Origin of the sequence: Aeromonas lusitana, from assembly GCF_002812985.1 — a bacterium.
In the GTDB taxonomy this organism is placed as follows: domain Bacteria; phylum Pseudomonadota; class Gammaproteobacteria; order Enterobacterales; family Aeromonadaceae; genus Aeromonas; species Aeromonas lusitana.
Genome location: NZ_PGCP01000057.1, coordinates 1 through 20152, shown reverse-complemented (window position 1 = coordinate 20152; position 20152 = coordinate 1). Strand labels below are relative to the sequence as shown.

16 protein-coding genes are annotated in these 20152 nt (G+C 58.5%); all 16 read left to right on the top strand.

Going from position 1 to position 20152, the window contains the following annotated elements:
- The coding region (locus CUC44_RS20770; RefSeq protein ID WP_425266333.1) for a bacteriophage T4 gp5 trimerisation domain-containing protein at positions 1-650 on the top strand (650 nt) is incomplete at its 5' end.
- Positions 640-1371 carry a DUF4123 domain-containing protein gene (locus CUC44_RS20765; RefSeq protein WP_100861746.1) on the top strand — a complete coding sequence of 244 codons (732 nt, stop codon included), beginning with the start codon at positions 640-642 and terminating at the stop codon, positions 1369-1371. The genes CUC44_RS20770 and CUC44_RS20765, both read left to right, overlap by 11 nt.
- Positions 1368-6227: an RHS repeat-associated core domain-containing protein gene (locus CUC44_RS20760; RefSeq protein ID WP_244166814.1), complete on the top strand. Its 4860-nt coding sequence runs from the start codon at positions 1368-1370 to the stop codon at positions 6225-6227. Before CUC44_RS20765 ends, CUC44_RS20760 begins: the two co-directional genes overlap by 4 nt.
- Before the next feature lies 1 nt (position 6228).
- The gene (locus CUC44_RS20755; RefSeq protein WP_100861745.1) at positions 6229-6447 is read left to right on the top strand and encodes a hypothetical protein; all 219 of its coding nucleotides are present in this window, start codon (positions 6229-6231) and stop codon (positions 6445-6447) included.
- Positions 6448-6778: 331 nt separating this feature from the next.
- A complete protein-coding gene (locus CUC44_RS21060) occupies positions 6779-7057 on the top strand; it encodes a hypothetical protein (protein WP_157812816.1) in 279 nt (92 codons plus the stop codon).
- 567 nt (positions 7058-7624) lie between these two features.
- Positions 7625-8971, top strand: a complete 1347-nt coding sequence (locus CUC44_RS20750) for a tetratricopeptide repeat protein (protein WP_244166813.1) — start codon at positions 7625-7627, stop codon at positions 8969-8971.
- A 660-nt stretch (positions 8972-9631) separates the two neighbouring features.
- On the top strand, positions 9632-10135 hold the full coding sequence (gene tssB / locus CUC44_RS20745; protein WP_100861743.1) for a type VI secretion system contractile sheath small subunit: 504 nt from the start codon (positions 9632-9634) through the stop codon (positions 10133-10135).
- A 36-nt stretch (positions 10136-10171) separates the two neighbouring features.
- Positions 10172-11650 (top strand): type VI secretion system contractile sheath large subunit, encoded by a 1479-nt coding sequence (gene tssC, locus CUC44_RS20740; RefSeq protein WP_100861742.1) that lies wholly within the window; start codon positions 10172-10174, stop codon positions 11648-11650.
- A gap of 6 nt (positions 11651-11656) precedes the next feature.
- Positions 11657-12088: a type VI secretion system baseplate subunit TssE gene (tssE, locus tag CUC44_RS20735; RefSeq protein WP_100861741.1), complete on the top strand. Its 432-nt coding sequence runs from the start codon at positions 11657-11659 to the stop codon at positions 12086-12088.
- A gap of 3 nt (positions 12089-12091) precedes the next feature.
- The gene (gene tssF / locus CUC44_RS20730; RefSeq protein WP_100861740.1) at positions 12092-13858 is read left to right on the top strand and encodes a type VI secretion system baseplate subunit TssF; all 1767 of its coding nucleotides are present in this window, start codon (positions 12092-12094) and stop codon (positions 13856-13858) included.
- Entirely contained in the window at positions 13822-14820 is a 999-nt protein-coding gene (gene tssG, locus CUC44_RS20725) for a type VI secretion system baseplate subunit TssG (protein WP_100861739.1), read from the top strand. The genes tssF and tssG overlap by 37 nt, the downstream gene beginning before the upstream one ends.
- Before the next feature lie 26 nt (positions 14821-14846).
- Positions 14847-16082, top strand: coding sequence for a type VI secretion system-associated FHA domain protein TagH (gene tagH, locus CUC44_RS20720; protein WP_100861748.1), 1236 nt, complete (start codon positions 14847-14849; stop codon positions 16080-16082).
- Positions 16082-16597, top strand: coding sequence for a type VI secretion system lipoprotein TssJ (gene tssJ, locus CUC44_RS20715; protein ID WP_100861738.1), 516 nt, complete (start codon positions 16082-16084; stop codon positions 16595-16597). Before tagH ends, tssJ begins: the two co-directional genes overlap by 1 nt.
- Before the next feature lie 2 nt (positions 16598-16599).
- Entirely contained in the window at positions 16600-17934 is a 1335-nt protein-coding gene (tssK, locus tag CUC44_RS20710) for a type VI secretion system baseplate subunit TssK (RefSeq protein WP_100861737.1), read from the top strand.
- Positions 17935-17956: 22 nt separating this feature from the next.
- Positions 17957-18736 (top strand): type IVB secretion system protein IcmH/DotU, encoded by a 780-nt coding sequence (icmH, locus tag CUC44_RS20705; protein WP_167388977.1) that lies wholly within the window; start codon positions 17957-17959, stop codon positions 18734-18736.
- Between the two features lie 20 nt (positions 18737-18756).
- Positions 18757-20152 (top strand): AAA family ATPase (locus CUC44_RS20700; protein WP_157812815.1); only part of this gene is annotated, 1396 nt, incomplete at its 3' end.

Below are 20152 nucleotides of genomic sequence, written 5' to 3'. Positions count from 1 at the left end.
TGCCGGCCAACAAGACTCGCACCGTGCTGCGCACCGAGACCCATCAGGGGGAGGGGTTCAACGAACTGAGATTCGAAGATCAGGCGGGCAAGGAAGAGATCTATATCCACGGTCAGAAAGACCTGAACCTGCTCATCGAGAACGATGCGGCCTGGCACATCAAGCACGACGAACACAGGGACATCGACAACGAGCGGGTGACCCGGATCAAGGCCAATGATCACCTCACGGTAAACGGCGAGAAGCGGGATCAGATCAAGAGTGACTATTCGCTCACAGTCGATGCGTCCATGCATCAAAAACTCGGTCAAAGCTGGCTCACCCAGGCAGGGCAGGAAGTGCACGTCAAGGCCGGCGCCAAGGTGGTGCTGGAGGCGGGTTCTGAAATCACCGTCAAGGTCGGTGGTTGCTTCGTCAAGGTCGATGGCGGCGGCGTAACCCTGGTCGGTCCCACCATCAAGATGAACTCCGGCGGCAGCGCGGGATCAGGCTCCGGCTGGGCAGGGAAGTCCCCCATCAACCCCCAGGGGGTCACAGTCCCTCCCGCACCCAAGGTGCCGCTGAGCCCGGCTCAGCTCGCCACCATGAAGAGTGCGGCACCTTTCTGCGAAGAGTGCGAGAAGTGCAAGGAGGGAGCTTGTGAGATCTGAGGCCACGTCTCTGAGCGAGTGGATCACTGCCTGTGAGCAGCGCCCTCTCTATGCCGTGCTGGCAGGAGCGAGCGATGCAGCTCCCTTGCAGCACTATTACCGGCTGGATGGCCGCCACACCCCCCGCGGGCTCTATCTCGGCACCCCTTATGAAGACTGGCACCCCGTCATGCCCTATCTGGTCGAGCTCGAGCAAGGTAGTCCCTTCATCGAATGGGCGGCAACGACGGAGGCGCGTGACTGGGGATGCATACTGTCGACGGCGCAGCCCATGGCGACCCTCTATGGCCATCTGCAGGGGTTGACCCAGGTGTGGCATCAGGGGGAAGCGGTGTTCTTTCGTCACTGGGATGGCGCCTATCTGGTGTCCATCGCAGAGCAGCTGGGGGATGGCTTCACTGCCCTGTTGCCCGAGCTGAACGGGCTCTGGGTCGCTGGACATGGCTTTCATTGGACAGAGTCCGAGGCCAAGGCGCCGCGGACTTTCCCCTGGTGGAGCCTGCCTGAAGCGCTGGCGACCAGCCTGGCAAAGCAGGACCCCGGTCCCCTCATCAATAACCTGATGCAGCAGCTTGCGGATCAGAATGGTCAGCTCTACTGGTCCTTTCCCGAGGCCAATCTACGGCTCAAGGTTGCCCGCTTCGTCGCGCGCAATCCCTTGAGTGACTCCGAATTATTCCCGGCGCTGGAAGCTGCGCTACTGCAAGAGGTTCAAGCATGAGCAACGCCGGTCAGACCGTCTTCAATCAGGTGATCGCCGATTATCGCAATGCCCTGAAAGAGTACCGCAAGGATGCCGAGAGCTTCTTCTTGGGTGATCTGCTCAGCATGGACATGGAGCAGACCATCAAGGTGGGTGACAAGAAGATCACTGCCTCATCAAACAGCAAGAAGGCGCAGTCCGTCGTCACCCAGTGCCCGCTGAGTGGCACCTTGCGGCTGGTGCACCTGTTCGAATCGGTGCGTTTCATCCCCATCGGCAATACCCCCTACAAGGTGGAAGCGGGCAAAATGGATCGCGGGAGCTTCGTTAGCGAGTCCGTGGCCAAGGAAGGAACCCTAGATGCCAAGGGCATCGCCGAGGTGGGCAAACTTGTCCCCGGAAAATCCTATCGAGTCACCTTCTATCCCAATGTGAAGAAGGCAGATCTGGACGGACTCTTTGCCTCCTATGCCCCCGTGCAACAGGATCTCATCGACTGGCTCACCAAGGAGTGGGGAAGCGAACACAAGGCCGCCTGGGCCCGCTACACCATGAACGGGGGCGGTTTTGGGGCGCATTCCCTCGCCGCAGCCAGCGGTATCGGCAAGGCCCTGGTCGGGGTCTGGGACGATCTCAAGACCATTTACGATCTGCTGGCCGATCCGGTGGGCAATGCCAAGAAGCTGGCTGAGTTCGGGGTTGATGCCGCCGCCATGGCCAAGGCGGGAGCCTCCGAGATGGAGGCCGCCATGCTGGTGCTGCAGGATGAGGCCCTGCTCTATCTCTACGCTTACGCCCTGGTGAGCTGGGTCAAGTTGCTGCCGCCGGATGAGCAGACCGAGTTCGGTACCCAGGTGATCGCCACCGTGCTTATCGACGTCATCGTCGGCGTGGTGTTGACCGGGGGGGCCGGGTTGGCGGTGCGATACAGCGTAAAAGCGGCTGGCGCCGCCAAAAAGCAGGCTCGCATGGTTGTGCTTGTGACCAGCCTGATATCCATGTCCAAGAAGCACAATCTGGTTCAGCATGCCCAGAGCGCCAAGAAGGTGCTGGTGGCCGGCGTCGCCCCCCTCAATCCGGCCAAGAAGGCGGATCTCAAGCTTGTGGATAGCGGTGTCATGACCGAGGTCGTGCAGGGAATTGCCGCCAAACGCAGGTTCGAGGCTCATACCGAGATCAAGCAGGTCAACAATACCCCGGATGCCTCCAAGCAGGGCAGGACGCCATCGGATCAGGCGCATCAGCCGGAAGCCCAGACCTGTACCAATGGTTGCCCCGTTTCCATGGTAACGGGGGAAGAGTTGCTGGCACTGGAGGATGCCCAACTGCCTGGCATGCTGCCCTTCACCTTCGGCCGTCTCTACCGCACCTCGGCGGTGGCGTTGGACTGCGGCATGGGGGCTGGCTGGAGTCACTCCCTGGCCCACCGACTCGAGCGCCACGGCGAGACCCTGACCTGGTGGGATGATGAATCCCTTGCTATCGAGCTGCCGCTGCCGTCCGGCAGGATGCCCATGGCGACCAACCGGTTGTCGGCGGCGGCCGTCTATCTCGGCGACACAGACGATGAGGTGATCCTGGCCAAGGCGGGGTCGCCTTTCCTGCATTTCCGCTGGCAGGGGAGCGAGGGGCGTCTGACCGCGCTCTCCGATGCTTACGGCAACCGACTGACGGTACGCGCCGATGAGCAGGGGCGCCCCTGCTGGCTGGAAAACGAGGGGGGGTTGGCCCTGCGCCTCGTCTATCAGGGGGATCGCCTCTGCGCCCTCGAGTTGCAGCAGTTCGATGGCCTGCACTGGCAGCCACAATCGACCCTGCAACGCTATCACTACGACGAGGTGGGCCGGCTTGTTGCCGCCGAGAACGGAGTGGGTGAGCAAGAACGCTACCGCTACCGGTCCGATGGGGTGATCCTAGAGCGTACTCTCGCCGGTGGCGCCAGCTTCTTCTGGGAGTGGGAAGGGGAGGGAAATAAGGCCCGCGCCATTCGCCACTGGAGCGACGTCGCCCGCTTCGATGTCAGTTACGGCTGGGATGACGACAAGGGGGAGGTGACGGTTAACAATGCCGACGGTAGCATTGAAGTTTATCAGCATGACAGCAATGCCCGTCTGGTGCGCCAGCAGGATCCGGACGGTGCAATCACTGAATTTGACTACAACGACCGGGGTCAGAAGGTGCTGGCCCGCGATGCCCTAGGAGGGGAAACACGTTATCACTATGACGATGCGGGGTTATTATCGCTGGAAATTGCGCCAGATGGCAGTGAAACCGCCTACGGCTACTGGGATGGCCGGGTTCGCAAGGTGGTGCAAGGGAAGCGGGAGTGGCGCTTCGAGCGCAACGAACAGGGGGATGTCACCGCCAGAGTGGATCCCCTCGGTCACCAGACCCGTTACGGCTATACGGCGCAAGGCAAGCTCAGCTGGGTGGCACAGCCCGACGGCAGTCGCATCGAACTGGTCTGGAACCGCCTCGGCCAGCTTATCGAGGAGAAGGGGGCCGATGGTGGCCTCACTCGCTGGCGCTATGACGAGCGGGGCCGCCAGATCCTGCGCCGGGATCCCCGTGGTACCATCACCCGTTACGAGTGGGATGGAGCCGATCGCCTGCAGGCCGTGCATCTGCCCGGCGGCGATACCCGTCGCTTCGAGTACAACCCCTATGGCAAGGTGACGGCCGAGTGGGACGCGCTGGGCCGCGAGACCCGTTATGAGTATCACGACCGTCTGCACCTGCTCAGCCGGCGCATCAATCCCGATGGCAGCGAGCTCAAGTATCGCTACGACAACGCCAAACTGTTCCTGAGCGAGATTGAGAACGAGCACGGCGAGCAGCACCGCATCCAGTATCACCCCAATGGCTTGGTGGCCCAGGAGACGGGTTTTGACGGGCGCACCATCGCCTATCGCTACGATCTGAGTGGTCATCTTTGCGAGAAGGTGGAGTACGGCAAGGAAGAGACCGAGCTGGTCACCCGCTATGAGCGAGATGCCATGGGGCGACTGCTCAGCAAACAGCTGCCGGATGGCCGTGAGATCCAGTTTGCCTATGACACCTATGGCCAGCTGATCCGGGTTGATGACGGTGTCTGGCCGCTGGCCTTTGAATATGACAAGGGCGGCAACCTCACTGCCGAGCATCAGGGGTGGGCTTCCAGCTACTTCCAGCACGATGTCATGGGGCAGCTTGCGCACTGGCGGCTGCCGGATGGCAATCGCCTCGACTACCAGTATCAGAATGGCGCCCTGTGTGGCGTGGATCTCAACGGCACTGAGCTGACGCACCACCAGATTGCGGCGGGTCTCGAGATGCGCCGCCGCCAAGGGGCGCTGACCCAGCAGTATGAATATGACGAGCAGGGCCGCCTGAGTGCACTACGCCTGCAACGCGGCCAGCAGGTCGCCCGCGAGCGGCGCTACGGGTACGACCGCTCGGGCAATCTGCTGCAAATTGATGACAGCGCCCAGGTGGCAACGGGCAATCCACGAGGAGAGCAGCACTATCGCTATGACCCGCTGGACAGGCTGCTGGAGGTGCGTGGCGAGCTGACAGAGTGCTTCATGCATGATCCGGCCGGTAACCTGCTGAGCCAGACCCAGGGCACTTCCTTCGAGGCGGCGCGCACTCAAGGTAACCGACTGCTCTTTAGCGGAGATCGGCATTTTGACTACGACGAATTCGGCCGACTGGCTGCCGAGCGCCGTGGCAAGGGGCAACGGCTGCTCACCCGCTATGAATATGACTGCCAGCATCAGTTGATCGGCACCGAGCTGCCGGATGGCCGCCGAGTGCGTTACGACTACGATGCCTTCGGTCGCCGTATTCGCAAGACGGTGACGAGCGGTGCGGACGAGCAGGTGATCGAGTTCCTATGGCAGGCCAACAACCTCATCGCCGAGAGTCGCAGCGACGGCGTTTATCGCAGCTTCATCTACGAGCCGGGCAGTTTCAAACCCTTGGTACAGCTGGAAGGAGAGGGGGAGCAGGCCGAGGTTTATCACTATCAGCTGGATCATCTGGGTACCCCTCTGGCCCTGACCCATCACGACGGCCACACCGCCTGGCAGGTACGCTATCGCGCCTATGGCAACGTCTGGAAACAGGAGCTGGCGGAGGTCGAAACCCCCCTGCGTTTCCAGGGGCAATATTACGATGCCGAGACCGGGCTGCACTATAACCGTCACCGTTATTACCAGCCGGACACGGGTAGATTTATCACCCCCGACCCGATAGGCTTGGCCGGTGGGCTCAATAACTACCAGTACGCTCCCAACCCCACCGGCTGGGTGGATCCGCTGGGGTTAAGCAATGTGCCGGGGCAGTGCCCGGATAATAGTGATGTTGTTCAACAAAAGTATCAGGAGGGGATGGAAGCGCCGCCGAGCGTTGGTGCGAGTAAACCTGACTTTTATGTTGGCCCAAGTGGCCCTGCATCGACATTGCCAAGCACCGGATATCGATATATGAGATATCTTAATGATGATGGTTCTGTAAATAGATTTGCTCAAAAAGCAATGGATACTGGTGAAGTACGGCTTTCATATTTCGGTTTTGATAAATTTAATACTGGTGATCAGGTCACTGAGGCCTTCCAAATAAAGGCGCCGAAGCATGTTACGTCTAGTGATACTACAGGGTCATGGAGTGATGGGCGACTTAGGATAAAGTTTGATACGTTACAATTGTTTGATGAATCCGGTAAACTTAAAGTCAAGGTCCCTAATAGCCATGGCGGTGAAGGTCCTGATTTAGAACCGTTCACTGAAGCATATCCACAATATGGTAAGGGGGGGGCTAGACAGTTGGTGCCAAACGATGGTGAAGACATATTTATAAAAGTAGATGAAATAGATATACTGCCGGGGAAATAAAATGGATATTTTGACGTTGAGAGCAGAAACAAAAAAAATGATAGAAAATCATTTGCTAGGCATTGACCCTGAGGCAATAAAGTTGATCCAGATGGTTTTAGATACTAAACGAGCCATACCTATAAAAGCAATTCTTGTACACATGGATGAGTTTAATTTAAAGCAATTTACAAACTTAGAGAAAGAACTCATAGACGAACTTATGTACAGATATGGATAAAGTAATGGCTAATTGTAGTGCAATCTAGTAATGGGACTTTCGGCAGAATCTGGATGTGTTACAGTATATAAAATGACACATCCATATCAATTTTAGAAAATACCTCTGAATAGTAATTCAGAACTATACAATAATGCCTTTAATATTTTCTGGTGCTCTACTTAGTTGGGTTTTATATTGCCTAGGGAGTTAACCTGAAAATTAACTCTTTACAGGTTTTAGTAGTAAAATATTTATGGTTGAAGTTATTAACGATAGGGACTTTAAATATACTAAGTGGAATGTCGACGACTCGTTGGTCAGGATATATTATCCCACTACAGGATATGGTGTGTATTCAAATAAGTATGAGTTAATAGTTGTAATGGAGTATGGAAGGGGTAATAGCCTCAATGCTACAGCCTACAATATGTATGGGTTTGAACTAGGTAAGATAGCCCCCCTTGCTGAAGATATAGTATATGAATATATATCTATACATCCTGGTTCTGCAAGTGGAGTCGCAATCGTAGGTACTTATAGTAACTTGGTTGATAATTTCCAAGATTGGTTTTTTGAAGTTGATCTAGAAAATTTTATTATTGGAAGGCGACTTTCTCCAGCTTACTGAATACAGTTGCAATAACGTTTTGAGAACGAGCTTTAACATTGTTGTCATATATAAAATACTTTTTATATATTTAGGTTGTTTTTAAACTGGTTTATATGATTGCTCATAAGTAATGAAGTGCGTTTATTTTTTTGCTGCTACCTAACTGAATTCATAGCCAGCATGGATATGTTTTTCTTATGGGGTTAGTGTTTTCTATGACACGGGCAAAATCCCTACTGAAATAAATTTTCTGATGAAGGGATGTTTCATGTCAGTAATTGTGCGGATAAATCTTATATTTACTTATGGAGGGGTTCTTGTGATCCCTTATAAGACGTTGTCGACTATAATGGAAGAAGGTTGGGTAGACAGCAATAGAGTTACATTACCTCCATAGATTATGCTGTTTATATTCCACCTATGGCATTTAGATATGTTGTTTATTTTTACAAAATACATGGTTTTTAAGAGGGGTAGTGTAAATATAACCATGCCTAGTTTTCTACCCAATCACCGATCTATTATTTAAAACTGTGGATATTATTGATGGCATACCGTGCTTTATTACCGATATTAGTATCGAACATGTTGATTGCCTGCACCACAACTACATCACTCACAGAGTCCGAACTTGCTCAAGCCGCCCAACAGGGTCAGGGCAAGGCGCAGTATGAACTGGCCAATCGCTTGGCGGCCAAACCGGACTATCCCGAGGCGATGCGTTGGATGAAGCAGGCTGCGGATCAATCAGGACCACTGGCGGCAGATACGGATATTCGGGGAAAAGCTGCGCTGCAGGTGGGGCGTTGGTATCAGACTGGTCTCGGTGAGCCCAAGAATCCAAAGCTGGCCCAGGATTGGTGGCAACGCTCGGCCAAGCTTGGGAACCCTGATGCGAGCTATCAGCTGGGGTTGGCGTGCCGGCAACAACATCAGGGCAAGCTGGTCGATGAGTGTCTCGACTGGTTCGAGCAGGCGGCCAAACGCGACCATGCGGATGCTCAGCTGGTGTTGGGAGAGTGGTATGCCAAGCAACCCGGTGCCGACGCCGATGCCATCGAGTGGCTGGAGAAGGCGGCCGAGCAGGGTAACCGCGAGGCGCAATATCGGCTTGGCCTGCGTTATGAGCAAGGAAAGGGAGTCGCCAAGCGCGCCGATCTCGCCTTGCGCTGGTATGAGAAGGCTGCAGCCCAGCAACAACCGGATGCCTTGCTGCTCCTGGCCAGCCGGGCGAGGGGCGCCGAGGCCGTCCCCTTGTATCAGCGCGCCGCCGATGCCGGTGCTCCCCAGGCCCAGCTGTGGTTGGGGCAAGCCTATCTAGGAGGGGAGGTGGTGGCTCAGGATCTCGCCCTCGGTCGTTACTGGTTGGAGCTGGCTGCGAGCCATGGCTCTCACGAGGCTGAATATCAGCTGAGCCTGCAACAGAGCGATCCGGCAGCGCGAGAGCATTGGTTGACTCTGGCGGCCAAAGGCGGAGTGAGCCAGGCACAACTTGCGCTGGCCAAATTGCAACAAGGGCGGGGTGAGCTGGTAGCGGCACGCCAGAGCCTCGCCTCGGCGGCGCTGCAGGGCAACGTCGAGGCCCACTATGCCTATGGCGAGATGCTGCGGTTGGGGCTGGGCGGGGAGGCGGACTATGTTCAGGCGCTCAAGCAGTATCGGCTGGCGGCCAATGCCAATTATCGGCAGGCACAATATCGCATGGGCACCATGCGTGAGCGAGGCTGGGGCGCGCCTCGCAATCGCTTGCATGCTTATGCATGGTATCTGCTCGCCGCGACCGACGGAAACAAGGATGCGACTGATGCAGGCAATGAGCTGGAAAAAGGGATGACCAAGCAAGAGAAAGCCTCTGGCCAAAAACTGGCCCAGCACTGGTTCATCAAGCTGGAGAAGGGTCAGCTATCGGAGAAGATGCAGGACAATACCTAGTGCTCAGCAAGATGATTAAACACTGTTAGAGTTCATATTAGATGGAAAAATCCCATGGCATGATGATGAATGCCATGGGATATTTTTTTGCGCTTCATGGCGGTATTTTATCGTGCATCTTATATGACTGTTTCGCGTGAGAGAGGGACTATCACTTTTCTGGCATCATCACTCAGTTGCCAAGTATTAATACTTTCCACTGGCTTGATGACAAATTCATTAATCTTTTTGCACGCCAGGCATCATCATTTCACAGTGAAATCCAATTTCAGATATTTCCCACTTAGCGCCAGATAATGCCTATCTTATTGATTTTGTTGATGTTTATTTTCACATTGATAGTGCTTTAATGCTTTTTAAATATTTTTATATTGACGTCAAGAGAACCATAAATATACCATTTGTCGCAAATGGCTCTTAAGCCAAAAAGACCTCTAACAAAGAGTAGAGGCAGAATCGGTTGTATAAGTAACAAGCAGCATATTGCGTTTTTGATTATCAACGCCTCGGCTTGATACATATCAAAAATGCCTCGTCGGCTAGCGTTCATTCACCTGAAACCGGGTTTAACACGTCAACTGTCATTTTTTACAGTTGTCGGTATGGGCGTTGGCTATAAGCTTTAGGGTCTTCATGGATCCTTAACTTGGTATTTAGAGCATGGGAAAAGGAATTGATGGCGCCACTGTTGCGCCTAAAGAGCGTATTAATATCAAATATGTACCGGCAACCGGTGGTCAGCAGGCGGAAATAGAGCTTCCGTTGACCATGATGGTGGTTGGCAACATGAAAGGACGCACGGAAGAGACCCCTATCGAGGAGCGTCAGACCGTCTCCATCGACAAGAATAATTTTTCCTCTGTCATGAAAGAATCTGCACTGGAACTGAAGTTTTCCGTTCCCAATCGCCTGGAAGAGAACAGCCAGGACGACTTGCCGGTGTCGATCAAGATCCAGTCCCTGGAAGACTTCACTCCCGACAGCGTTGCCCAGCAAGTGCCCGAGCTGCGCAAGCTGCTGGAACTGCGTGAGGCCCTGGTTGCCCTGAAAGGACCCTTGGGAAATATCCCGTCCTTCCGCAATCGTTTGCAGGATCTGCTGTCCAGTGACGAGGCTCGTGAGCAACTGCTCAAGGAGCTGGATCTGATCAAGCCTGCCGAGTGATCTGCAGATTTATTGACTGATTGATAAGGAAAAAATATGTCTCAGGTCGAAGAACAGGTTCAAGCGGGGGCGAGTGCTGCCTCCTCGTCCTTGCTGGACGAAATCATGGCGCAGGCGCGCATTACTCCGGTTGACGAGGGTTACAGCGTCGCCAAGCAGGGCGTGGCCGCCCTTATCGCGAATATTCTGGACAGTGGCACCACTGCTGAGCCGGTCAACAAGGCGCTGGTGGACAGCATGATTGTCGAGCTCGACAAGAAGCTGAGCAAGCAGATGGACGTCATCCTGCACGCCAAAGAGGTGCAGGAGCTGGAGTCCTCCTGGCGCTCCCTCAAACTCTTGGTGGATCGCACCGATTTTCGCGAGAACATCAAGATCCAGGTGCTGCATGCGACCAAAGAGGAACTGCTGGAAGATTTCGAGTTTTCCCCTGAAATCACCCAGTCTGGTCTCTATAAACACGTCTATTCCACTGGTTATGGCCAGTTTGGTGGTCAACCCATCGGCACCGTGATCGGCGACTATGCCTTCACCCACAGCTCCCCCGACATCAAGCTGATGCAGTATGTCAGTGCGGTCGGCGCCATGGCCCATGCCCCCTTCATCTCCTCGGTCGCACCGGCCTTCTTCGGTGTGGACAGCTTCACCGATCTGCCGTCCATCAAGGATCTCAAGTCGGTGTTCGAAGGCCCGGCCTACACCAAATGGCGCTCCCTGCGCGAATCGGAAGATGCCCGCTACCTGGGGCTGACCGCGCCGCGTTTCCTGGCCCGTCTGCCCTACGATCCGACCGAGAACCCCATCAAGGGCTTCAACTATCAGGAAGATATCAGCTCGGATCATGACCACTACCTGTGGGGCAACACCGCTTACCTGATGGGGACTTCCCTGACCGACAGCTTTGCCAAGTACCGCTGGTGCCCGAACATCATTGGTCCGCAGAGCGGCGGCGCCATCCAGGACCTGCCTGTGCACGTGTACGAGGCCATGGGCCAGCTGCAGGCCAAGATCCCGACCGAGGTGCTGATCACCGACCGTCGTGAATACGAGCTGTCCGAAGAGGGTTTCATCACCCTGACCATGCGCAAAGACAGTGACAATGCGGCCTTCTTCTCTGCCAACTCGGTGCAAAAGCCCAAGGTGTTCCCGAACACCAAGGAAGGCAAGGAAGCGGAGACCAACTACAAGCTGGGTACCCAGCTGCCCTACATGTTCATCATCAATCGCCTGGCACACTACATCAAGGTGCTGCAGCGCGAGCAGATCGGCTCCTGGAAGGAGCGTCAGGATCTGGAGCGTGAGCTGAACGGCTGGATCAAGCAGTACGTGGCCGATCAGGAGAACCCGCCGGCAGACGTGCGTAGCCGCCGTCCGCTGCGTGCCGCCCAGATCAAGGTGCTGGACGTGGAAGGGGAACCGGGCTGGTATCAGGTCGCCATGGCCGTACGCCCGCACTTCAAGTACATGGGCGCCAGCTTCGAGCTGTCCCTGGTGGGTCGTCTGGACAAGGAATAATGGCCGATGCCGTCTCTCTCTTCTTGGGATAGAGGAAATGCGGCCAGCCTGTTTGACCGGATCCGGGGGGAGGGGCTTCACCCTTCCCCCCGCTCGGAAGTTGATGAACTGGTGGACTCTGTCAAACGGCAGCTCGATCAGATCCTCAACACCCGTCCCGGCAATTGTCGCAGTGCCCCGGATCTGGGCGTCATCGATCTCAATGACGCCACTCAGGGCAGTGCCGACATCAAGGGGCGGATCCGTGAGGCGATCCGGCAGTGCATCCGTCGGTATGAACCGCGGATAGTTCATGTGGAAGTCCGTTCACCCGACGCTCAGGCGAGCCCGCTCGAGATGTCGTTTCAGGTGACGGCCCACGTGAGGCTGGAGCACATCGAACAGGTTACCTCGTTCAACGTCCACATGGACAGTCACCGTCACTACCGCATGGTCTGATCAATGTCGCTGGAACATTACTTCAGGGATGAACTGGCTTTTTTGCGCCTGCAAGGGCGCGAATTTGCCGATGCCTATCCCGAACTCACCCGTTTCTTGTCTGAGCAAAACACGGATCCGGACGTGGAACGCCTGCTGGAAGGCTTCGCGTTTCTCACCGGCAACCTGCGCGCCAAGATCGAGGATGAGTTCCCCGAGCTGACCCACGGTCTGCTCAATATGCTCTGGCCCAACTACCTGCGCCCCGTGCCCAGCATGACCATCATGCAGTTCTCGGTCATCCCCGGGGCCATCACCCAGCCGGCGCTGGTGAAGCAGGGCTGTCAGCTCGACAGCCTGCCCATCGACGAGGTGACCTGTCACTTCCAGACCAGCCACGACGCCTGGATCTACCCGGCTGATATCCGCCACATCGCGGCCCAGAGTGGCAACGATCTCTCCACCATCTCCCTGGATATCACCCTGCATGCCCCCTTGCCGCTCAGCGAACTGCAGCTAGACAAGCTGCGCTTCTTCCTCGGCGGGGACAGTTATACCGCCTATGAGCTCTACTTCTGGCTCTCCAACCAGCTCTCCCACATCGAATTGGAGATAGACGGCAAGCGCTTTCGTCAGGAGGCCAAGGCCCTCAAGCCCATCGGCTTCGAGCGCGACGACGCGCTCCTGCCCTATCCGAACAACGTCTACTCCGGCTATCGCATACTGCAGGAGTATTTCTGCTTCCCGGAGAGTTTCCTCTTCTTCGAGCTCAGCGGTGGCGATTGGCCCAAACAGCCGCTGCCGGTGAGCGAGTTCAAGATCCATTTTTGTTTCGACAAGCCGCTGCCTGCGGAACTCAAGATTCGGCCCGACTCCTTCATGCTCAACTGCGTGCCGGCCATCAACCTGTTCCAGCACGACAGCGAGCCGGTCAACCTCAATGGCCGCCAGGCGGAATATCCCCTCAAGGCGAGTTATCGCCACGCAGACAGCTTCGAGATCTTCTCGGTGGACGAGGTGGAAGGCTGGGTGGAGGGCAATCTCGGTCGCTCCCGCGGCACGCCGCGCATCTATCAACCGTTCGAGAGTTTCCAGCACCAGATAGAGCGGGCCAAACAGCGGCTGGCGCTCTACTACCGGGTGCGGGTGCGTGAATCGGTGAGCGGGGACGGTTTCGAGCACAGCCTCTCCTTCGTGCGTGGGGACGAGACCACAACAGTGGAACTGGATGAATCCATCTCTGTCACCCTGACCTGCACCAACCGCTCCCGGGCCGCCACCCTCAAGGTGGGCAACATCTGCGTGCCGACCGGCAGTTCTCCCTCGTTCGCCACCTTCCGCAATCTGATCAGGCCGACCCGGCCGCTGCGCCCGGCCCTCGACGGCAGCCTGCACTGGACCCTCATTTCCAACCTGTCCCTGAACTATGTCTCCTTGCTGCGTCGGGATGCCCTGGTGCAGGTGCTGCGTACCTATGACTTCCCGGCCCTGCACGACAAGCAGGCGGAGCAGGCCTCGCGCAAGCGGCTGGGAGGGATAGAGCAGATCGAGACGACACCGGTGGACCGCCTGGTGCGCGGCATGCCGGTGCGGGGGCTCAAATCCGTGCTGCATGTTCGTCAATCCGCCTTTGGCAGCGAGGGGGAGCTCTACCTGTTCAGTACCGTGCTGGCCCACTTCTTCTCGCTGTATGCCAGCGTCAATGCCTTCCACCTGCTTGAGGTGGTCAATCTCGACAACAAGGAGCGTTACCAGTGGCCAGTCCAGATCGGTCAGCACTCCCTGATGTGAGCGCAGCCAAGGAGGCGCCCCGGTTCAACTTCTTTCAGCTGGTTGAGCTGCTCAACCGGCTGGATGGCGCCGATCAGGAGCGGGGGCTCGACTACCTGCCCAGTGACGAGGGGATCCGCTTCAAGGCGACCGCCTCCCTGGGTTTCCCCACCAGCGACGTGCTGCAGATTGGCCGCGATGACAAGGGGCGCCACGAGCTGGAGGTGGCCTTCCTCGGTCTGCACGGCAGTCAGTCCCCCATGCCGGGTTACTACCTCGACTCCCTGGCATGGGAGTACGCGCAAGGGGAGCAGAAGCTCGGCCTGTTCCTGGATTTCTTCCATCACAGGCTGTTGACCCTGCTGCACCGGATCTGGCGCAAGTACCGCTATCACGTGCGTTTTCAGGACAACGGCGAGGATGGCTTCTCCCGCCTGATGTTTGCCCTGGTGGGGCTCGGCAACGAGGCGGTCTGCCGCAGCCTGCCGGTGAACCGGGCCAAGATGCTCTCCTATGCAGGGCTCCTCGCGAGCCCCAGCCGCTCCCCCGAGGTGGTGGCGGGCCTGGTGGCTCATTGCTTCGATCTGGCGGAAGTGGAGGTGAGTGCCTGGCAGTGGCGGCGGGTGCCCATCCATCAGGATCAGCAAAACCGGCTGGGCCGCGCTTGCGCCACCCTGGGAGGGGATTTCGTCATCGGCGACAAGGTCAATGACTGCGCCGGAAAATTTCTATTGAAGATCAACAACCTGAGTTTTGGGCAGTTTCTCGGGTTTCTCCCGAACGGAGAGCACTTCCACGCCCTGGTGACCTTTGTCTCCTTCATCCTGCGTGACCAGCTGGCCTGGGATCTGCGCCTTGGCTTTGGCCAGGAGCAGGCCAGGGGGCTGAGGCTCGGTGAGGAGCAGAGTGCACGGCTGGGGTGGAGTACTTTCCTCGGCGCACCGCCGAGTGACCCGTTTGTGACCATTTGTGTTCAGGAATAGGTGCAGGAATGAGAGCAGGAGTGAATGTGAACGACCTAAACCAGCAACTTTCCCTGGTGGTGCTCAACAGCGAGCAGCTCGATGGCAACCAGCAGGTGCAATACGGCTTCGGCGAGATGGGAGGGACCCTTGGCGCCTCCGAGCAGGACGACTGGCATCTGCGGGATCGACTGGGGGCCGTCATGCCGGCTCACGCCCGGATAGAGCTGCAGGACGGTCGCTTCTGCCTGTGCGATCTGAGCGGCCAGACCTACATCAATGGTGCCACTTCCCCCATAGGGCGGGCGCGCAAGGTGCACCTGGAGCAGGGGGATGAGCTCATCGTCGGCCCGTTCCGGCTCAAGGCCTATCTCGGCGCTATCACCCCGGAGCAGAGCCTGCAGCAGGTGCTGGGCAATCGCCCCTCCGAGCAGCTGGACGAGTGGCTGGCGAGCGATGAGCCCGCCGCCCGCGAGGAGGATCCCCATGCCCTGGCGCTCGATCCCCTGCTGGCGCTGCAGCACGAGCGCTCAGCGCTGACTCCCCTGGTGGATCCCCGTCGCCAGGCCGAATTCCCCTCACAACCGGATATGGAACATCCGTCCCTGTCCCCCTTTTCTGCCATCGAGAACACCATGAACCAAGAATTTCTGGATATGCCCGCCATCGAGAATCACCCGGATTATCTGCCGCCACTGGAGGGGGTCGATCACGTGGCCCTGACCCCGCTGATGCGTGGCCTGGGCCAGCCGCTGCAGATGCAGGACACCCAGCAGGCCCACGACATGCTTGAAGAGATGGGTAAAACGGTACGCGCCATGGTGGAAGGGCTGCTGCAGCTGCAAAGCGATCAGGCTGCGCTGGCGGACAAACACCTGCGTCCCATCGAGGACAACCCGCTGCGCCTGGGGCTCGGTTATGACGAGACCCTGGCGGTGATGTTCGCCGAGCAGAAGAGCCCGGTGCACCTGACGGCGCCGGCGGCGGTGGCCGAGAGCCTGCGCAACGTGCGCATTCACCATGTGGCGAACCAGCAGGCCATAGGCGCGGCCCTTGACAGCATCTTGCAAGCCTTCTCGCCGGATGCCCTGGTCGGCCGTTTCGAGCATTACCGCCGCACCGGCACCCCGGGGGCCGCGGACGAGGGTTGGGCCTGGAACATGTACCAGCACTACTACCGCGAGCTGACCTCTGCTCGTCAGCAGGGCTTCGACAAGCTGTTCCATCAGGTGTATGCCCAGGCCTATGACCAGGCCGTGCGTCAGCAACAGGGACTGATTTGATGACACGTGCGCTGATGCTGGGGGCCGCTCTGCTGGCCCTGGCAGGTTGTACCACCATGGGCAAGATGGCCGACGTGGCCATGAACCCGGACATCCAGGTGGGCAGCAAGGATGATCAGCCCTCCACTCTGGGCCTGAGCCTGGTGGCGGAGCCGGACGTCAATCCCAACGAGAGCGGGGAGGCGGCCCCCGTCGAGTTCCAGGTGCTGCTGCTGGCAGAGGATTCCAAGCTGCTCGCCACCGACTACGACCAGGTAACCGAGGATGTGGAGAAGGCGCTTGGCAAGAACTACCTGGACCATCAGGACTACACATTGCTGCCGGGGCAGTTCAAGTATCTACCCCCCATCAAGCTCGACGAGAAGACCCGTTACATCGGGGTGATCGCCCGCTACGCCGATCCGGACAGCGCCGAATGGCGCAAGGTCATCAAGGTCAAGAGCACGGGCAGTGCCTATCAAATTCTGGTTCATCTGCGTCTGGATGAAGTGGAACTACAACAAGAAGAAGAATAACCATGTCGAGTCGAAATCGGGTTATCTGGCGTGAGGGGCTCTTCATCAAGCCCCAGCACTTCCAGCAACAGCAAAGGCATTCGGATTACGCGCTGCACGCTCGGCTGAGCGCCTTGTCTGACTATTTCTACGGGCTCCAGTCCCTCGCCATCAACGAGGACTACCTCGGCTTTGGCCGCATCGCCCTGGTGGGGGCCACCGGCATCTTGCCGGACGGCACCGTCTTCAATATCCCGAACGACGATGTGCTGCCGACCCCGCTGGAGGTCACCGACGCCTCGGTGGCGAACCAGAAGGTCTATCTGGCACTGCCCCTCTCGGTGAGCGGGGTCAACGAGGTCAATCAGGGGGGCCAGGTGGCCACCCGGCTGCAGGCCCATCGTCACGATATACGTGATCTGCACAGCGAAGGGGGAGACGTGGTCTCCCTCGAGGTGGGTCGGGTCAGCCTGCGGCTGATGCTGGAGCGTGACGATCGCAGCGCCTATGCGTCGCTCGCCATCGCCCGCATCCTGGACAAGCGCCCGGACGGCGGTCTGGTGCTGGATCCCAACTTCATGCCCTGCAGCATCAGCGTCTCCGCCATCCCGACTCTGAAACGCTTCCTCGGTGAGTCCGCCGGCCTTGTGGCCGAGCGGGCCCGCAGCCTCTCCCAGCGCATCGCGGCGCCGGGCCAGCAAGGGGTCGCCGACGTGGCGGAGTTCATGATGCTGCAACTGCTCAACCGGGCCCAGCCCCAGCTCTCCCATCTCGCGCGCCTCGGCACCCTGCACCCGGAGCGGCTGCACGAGGCCCTGGTGCAGATCTGCGGCGAGCTGATGACCTTCACCGATGAGTCCCGCCTGCCGCCCGAGTTTGCCGCCTATCGGCACGACGATCAGCAGCAAAGCTTCGAGCCTGTGATGCTGGCCCTGCGTCAGGCCCTTAGCACTGTGCTGTCGCCGCGGGCCGTCTCCATCCAGCTGCGCAAGCACCAGTATGGCGTCATGGTGGCCGTGGTGGGGGAGAGCGAGCTGATGCAAAGCGCCGATTTCGTGCTGGCGGTGCGTGCCCGCATGCCCCAGGAGCAGCTGCGCAAGCAACTGCTGCAACAGACCAAGGTGGCGTCGAGCGACAAGATCCGCGAGCTCATCAGCCTGCAACTGCCCGGCATTCCGCTGTTGCCGCTGCCGGTGGCCCCGCGCCAGCTGCCCTATCACGCCGGTTACAGCTACTTCCAGCTCGACAGGCAGAGCCCGGCCTGGCAGATGCTGGCGGTGGGCAACACGCTCGCCTTCCACATCGCCGGCGACTTCCCGGAGCTCGATATGCAGCTCTGGGCCATTCGCAGCCAGTGAACTCATCAAGGAATAAGCACAGATGACCACGGACATTCTCAAGAACGAGCAACTCAGCGACCTGCTGTTCGATCATGCCGAGCAGCTGGACATGGACTCGGACTACTGGTTCCGCCTGCGGGGCCAGAGCATCAATCCCATGATCGACGCCGTGACCCCCTTGCTCGGTCTGGTGCAGCGGGTGCGCCTGCTGTCGCGCTACGACCGGGTACCCGAGCTCTACCAGCGGGTGGTGACCGAGATCCAGGCCATCGAGCAGGAGCTGATAGCCCAGGGTTACGAGAACGGCGTCGTGCTCTCGTTTCGCTACATCCTCTGTACCTTCATCGACGAGGCCGTGATGGGCCGTGACTGGGGCAGCCAGAGCGAATGGTCTGAGCACTCCTTGCTGACCCGTTTCCACAACGAGACCTGGGGCGGGGAAAAGGTGTTCGTGCTGCTTGCTCGCCTGCAGGAAGACCCGGTGCGCTATCGGGACATCCTGGAGTTCATCTACCTGTGTCTGTGTCTCGGTTTCGAGGGACGCTACAAGGTGATGAGCAAGGGGCAGGGGGAGTTCGAGCGCATCGTCAAACAGTTGCACAAACAGTTGTCTCCCGAGGCGAGCGGTGAGGCGCCCAGCGTGTTTCACCTGGACCTCGGTCAGCAGGCCTCCCGCTATCAGCTGCGCAAGCAAGTATCCCTGCGCAGCCTGTTCATGGGCGGGGCCGTGGTGCTGGCCATCATCTTTGGCCTCTATCACCACCAACTCAATAACCAGACCCAGGACGTTCTGCGTCAACTGGGCGAATTACTAAAATAATATCCTGAGGAGAGCACGCCTTGATTCGTATAGAGCTACCGGTACTGGTGGAAAGACTCAATCCCATCTGTCGTCACATGCTGGAGGAGGCTGCGGCCCTCTGCGTCAACCATCAGGGGGCCGAGATCCGCATCGAGCACCTGCTGCTGAAGATGCTGGACACCCCGCTGTCCGATGTGCGCCAGATCCTCAAACGGGCCGAGGTGGACGTGGAGGAGCTGCGCACCCTGCTGCAGCCCTCGTCTGCCGACAGCGGCTATGGACAGGGCTACCCCTCCTTCTCGCCGCTCCTGGTGGAGTGGCTGCAAGACAGCTGGCTGCTGGCGTCCGCCGAGCTGCAGCACGGCCAACTGCGCAGCGGCGTCATGTTGCTGGTGCTCTTGATGACCCCCCAGCGCTACCTGCCTGGCTCGGTAACTCGCCTCCTGGCCAACGTCAATCGGGAGCTGCTGCGCCAGCAGTTCGATGAGTGGGTGAAGGAATCGGCCGAGACGCAAGTGACCGTCTCCAGCAACGGCAACGCCACCCAGGCTGCATTGCCTGCCGATGCCAGCCTGCTGGCCCGCTTCACCGTCAACGTGACCGAGCAGGCCCGTCAGGGCACCCTGGATCCTGTGCTCTGCCGGGATCACGAGATCGATCTGATGATCGACATCCTCTCCCGTCGCCGCAAGAACAACCCCATAGTCGTGGGGGAGGCTGGTGTGGGCAAGAGCGCCCTCATCGAGGGGCTGGCCCTGCGCATGGTGGTGGGTCAGGTGCCTGAAAAATTGCGTGAAGTGGAGCTGATGACGCTGGATCTCGGCGCCATGCAGGCCGGGGCCTCGGTCAAGGGGGAGTTCGAGAAGCGCTTCAAGGGAGTGATGCAGGAGGTCAAGGACGCGGTGCGACCCGTCATCCTCTTCATCGACGAGGCCCATACCCTGATAGGGGCGGGCAACCAGGCCGGTGGTCTGGACGTCTCCAACCTGATCAAACCCGCCCTGGCCCGGGGTGAGCTGCGCACCATAGCCGCCACCACCTGGGGCGAGTACAAGAAATACGTGGAAAAAGACGCCGCCCTGTCCCGTCGCTTCCAACTGGTGAAGGTGGGGGAACCCAATGCCGAGGAGGCCACCGTCATCCTGCGGGGCCTGCGCAGCATCTATGAGCGGGCCCACGGGGTGCTCATCGACGAGGAGGCGCTGCAAGCCGCCGCCCAGCTCTCCGCCCGTTACATCTCGGGTCGCCAGCTGCCGGACAAGGCCATCGACGTGCTCGACACCGCCTGTGCCCGGGTGGCCATCAACCTCACCACGCCGCCGCGCGCCGTCAGCCATCTGCAAAACGAGCTGCGCCAGCGGGAGCTGGAGATCCGTCAGCTGGAGCGCCAGCGTTTGATAGGCCTGGGTGACAACGAGGAGCGCCTCGCCGAGT

What these genes read in the sequence shown, in the direction of transcription:
- CUC44_RS20760 (WP_244166814.1), top strand. Translation starts at nt 1,368, where the DNA reads ATGAGCAACGCCGGTCAGACCGTCTTCAATCAGGTGATCGCCGATTAT.
- CUC44_RS20755 (WP_100861745.1), top strand. Translation starts at nt 6,229, where the DNA reads ATGGATATTTTGACGTTGAGAGCAGAAACAAAAAAAATGATAGAAAAT.
- CUC44_RS20750 (WP_244166813.1), top strand. Translation starts at nt 7,625, where the DNA reads ATGTTGATTGCCTGCACCACAACTACATCACTCACAGAGTCCGAACTT.
- tssB (WP_100861743.1), top strand. Translation starts at nt 9,632, where the DNA reads ATGGGAAAAGGAATTGATGGCGCCACTGTTGCGCCTAAAGAGCGTATT.
- tssC (WP_100861742.1), top strand. Translation starts at nt 10,172, where the DNA reads ATGTCTCAGGTCGAAGAACAGGTTCAAGCGGGGGCGAGTGCTGCCTCC.
- tssE (WP_100861741.1), top strand. Translation starts at nt 11,657, where the DNA reads ATGCCGTCTCTCTCTTCTTGGGATAGAGGAAATGCGGCCAGCCTGTTT.
- tssF (WP_100861740.1), top strand. Translation starts at nt 12,092, where the DNA reads ATGTCGCTGGAACATTACTTCAGGGATGAACTGGCTTTTTTGCGCCTG.
- tssJ (WP_100861738.1), top strand. Translation starts at nt 16,082, where the DNA reads ATGACACGTGCGCTGATGCTGGGGGCCGCTCTGCTGGCCCTGGCAGGT.
- tssK (WP_100861737.1), top strand. Translation starts at nt 16,600, where the DNA reads ATGTCGAGTCGAAATCGGGTTATCTGGCGTGAGGGGCTCTTCATCAAG.
- icmH (WP_167388977.1), top strand. Translation starts at nt 17,957, where the DNA reads ATGACCACGGACATTCTCAAGAACGAGCAACTCAGCGACCTGCTGTTC.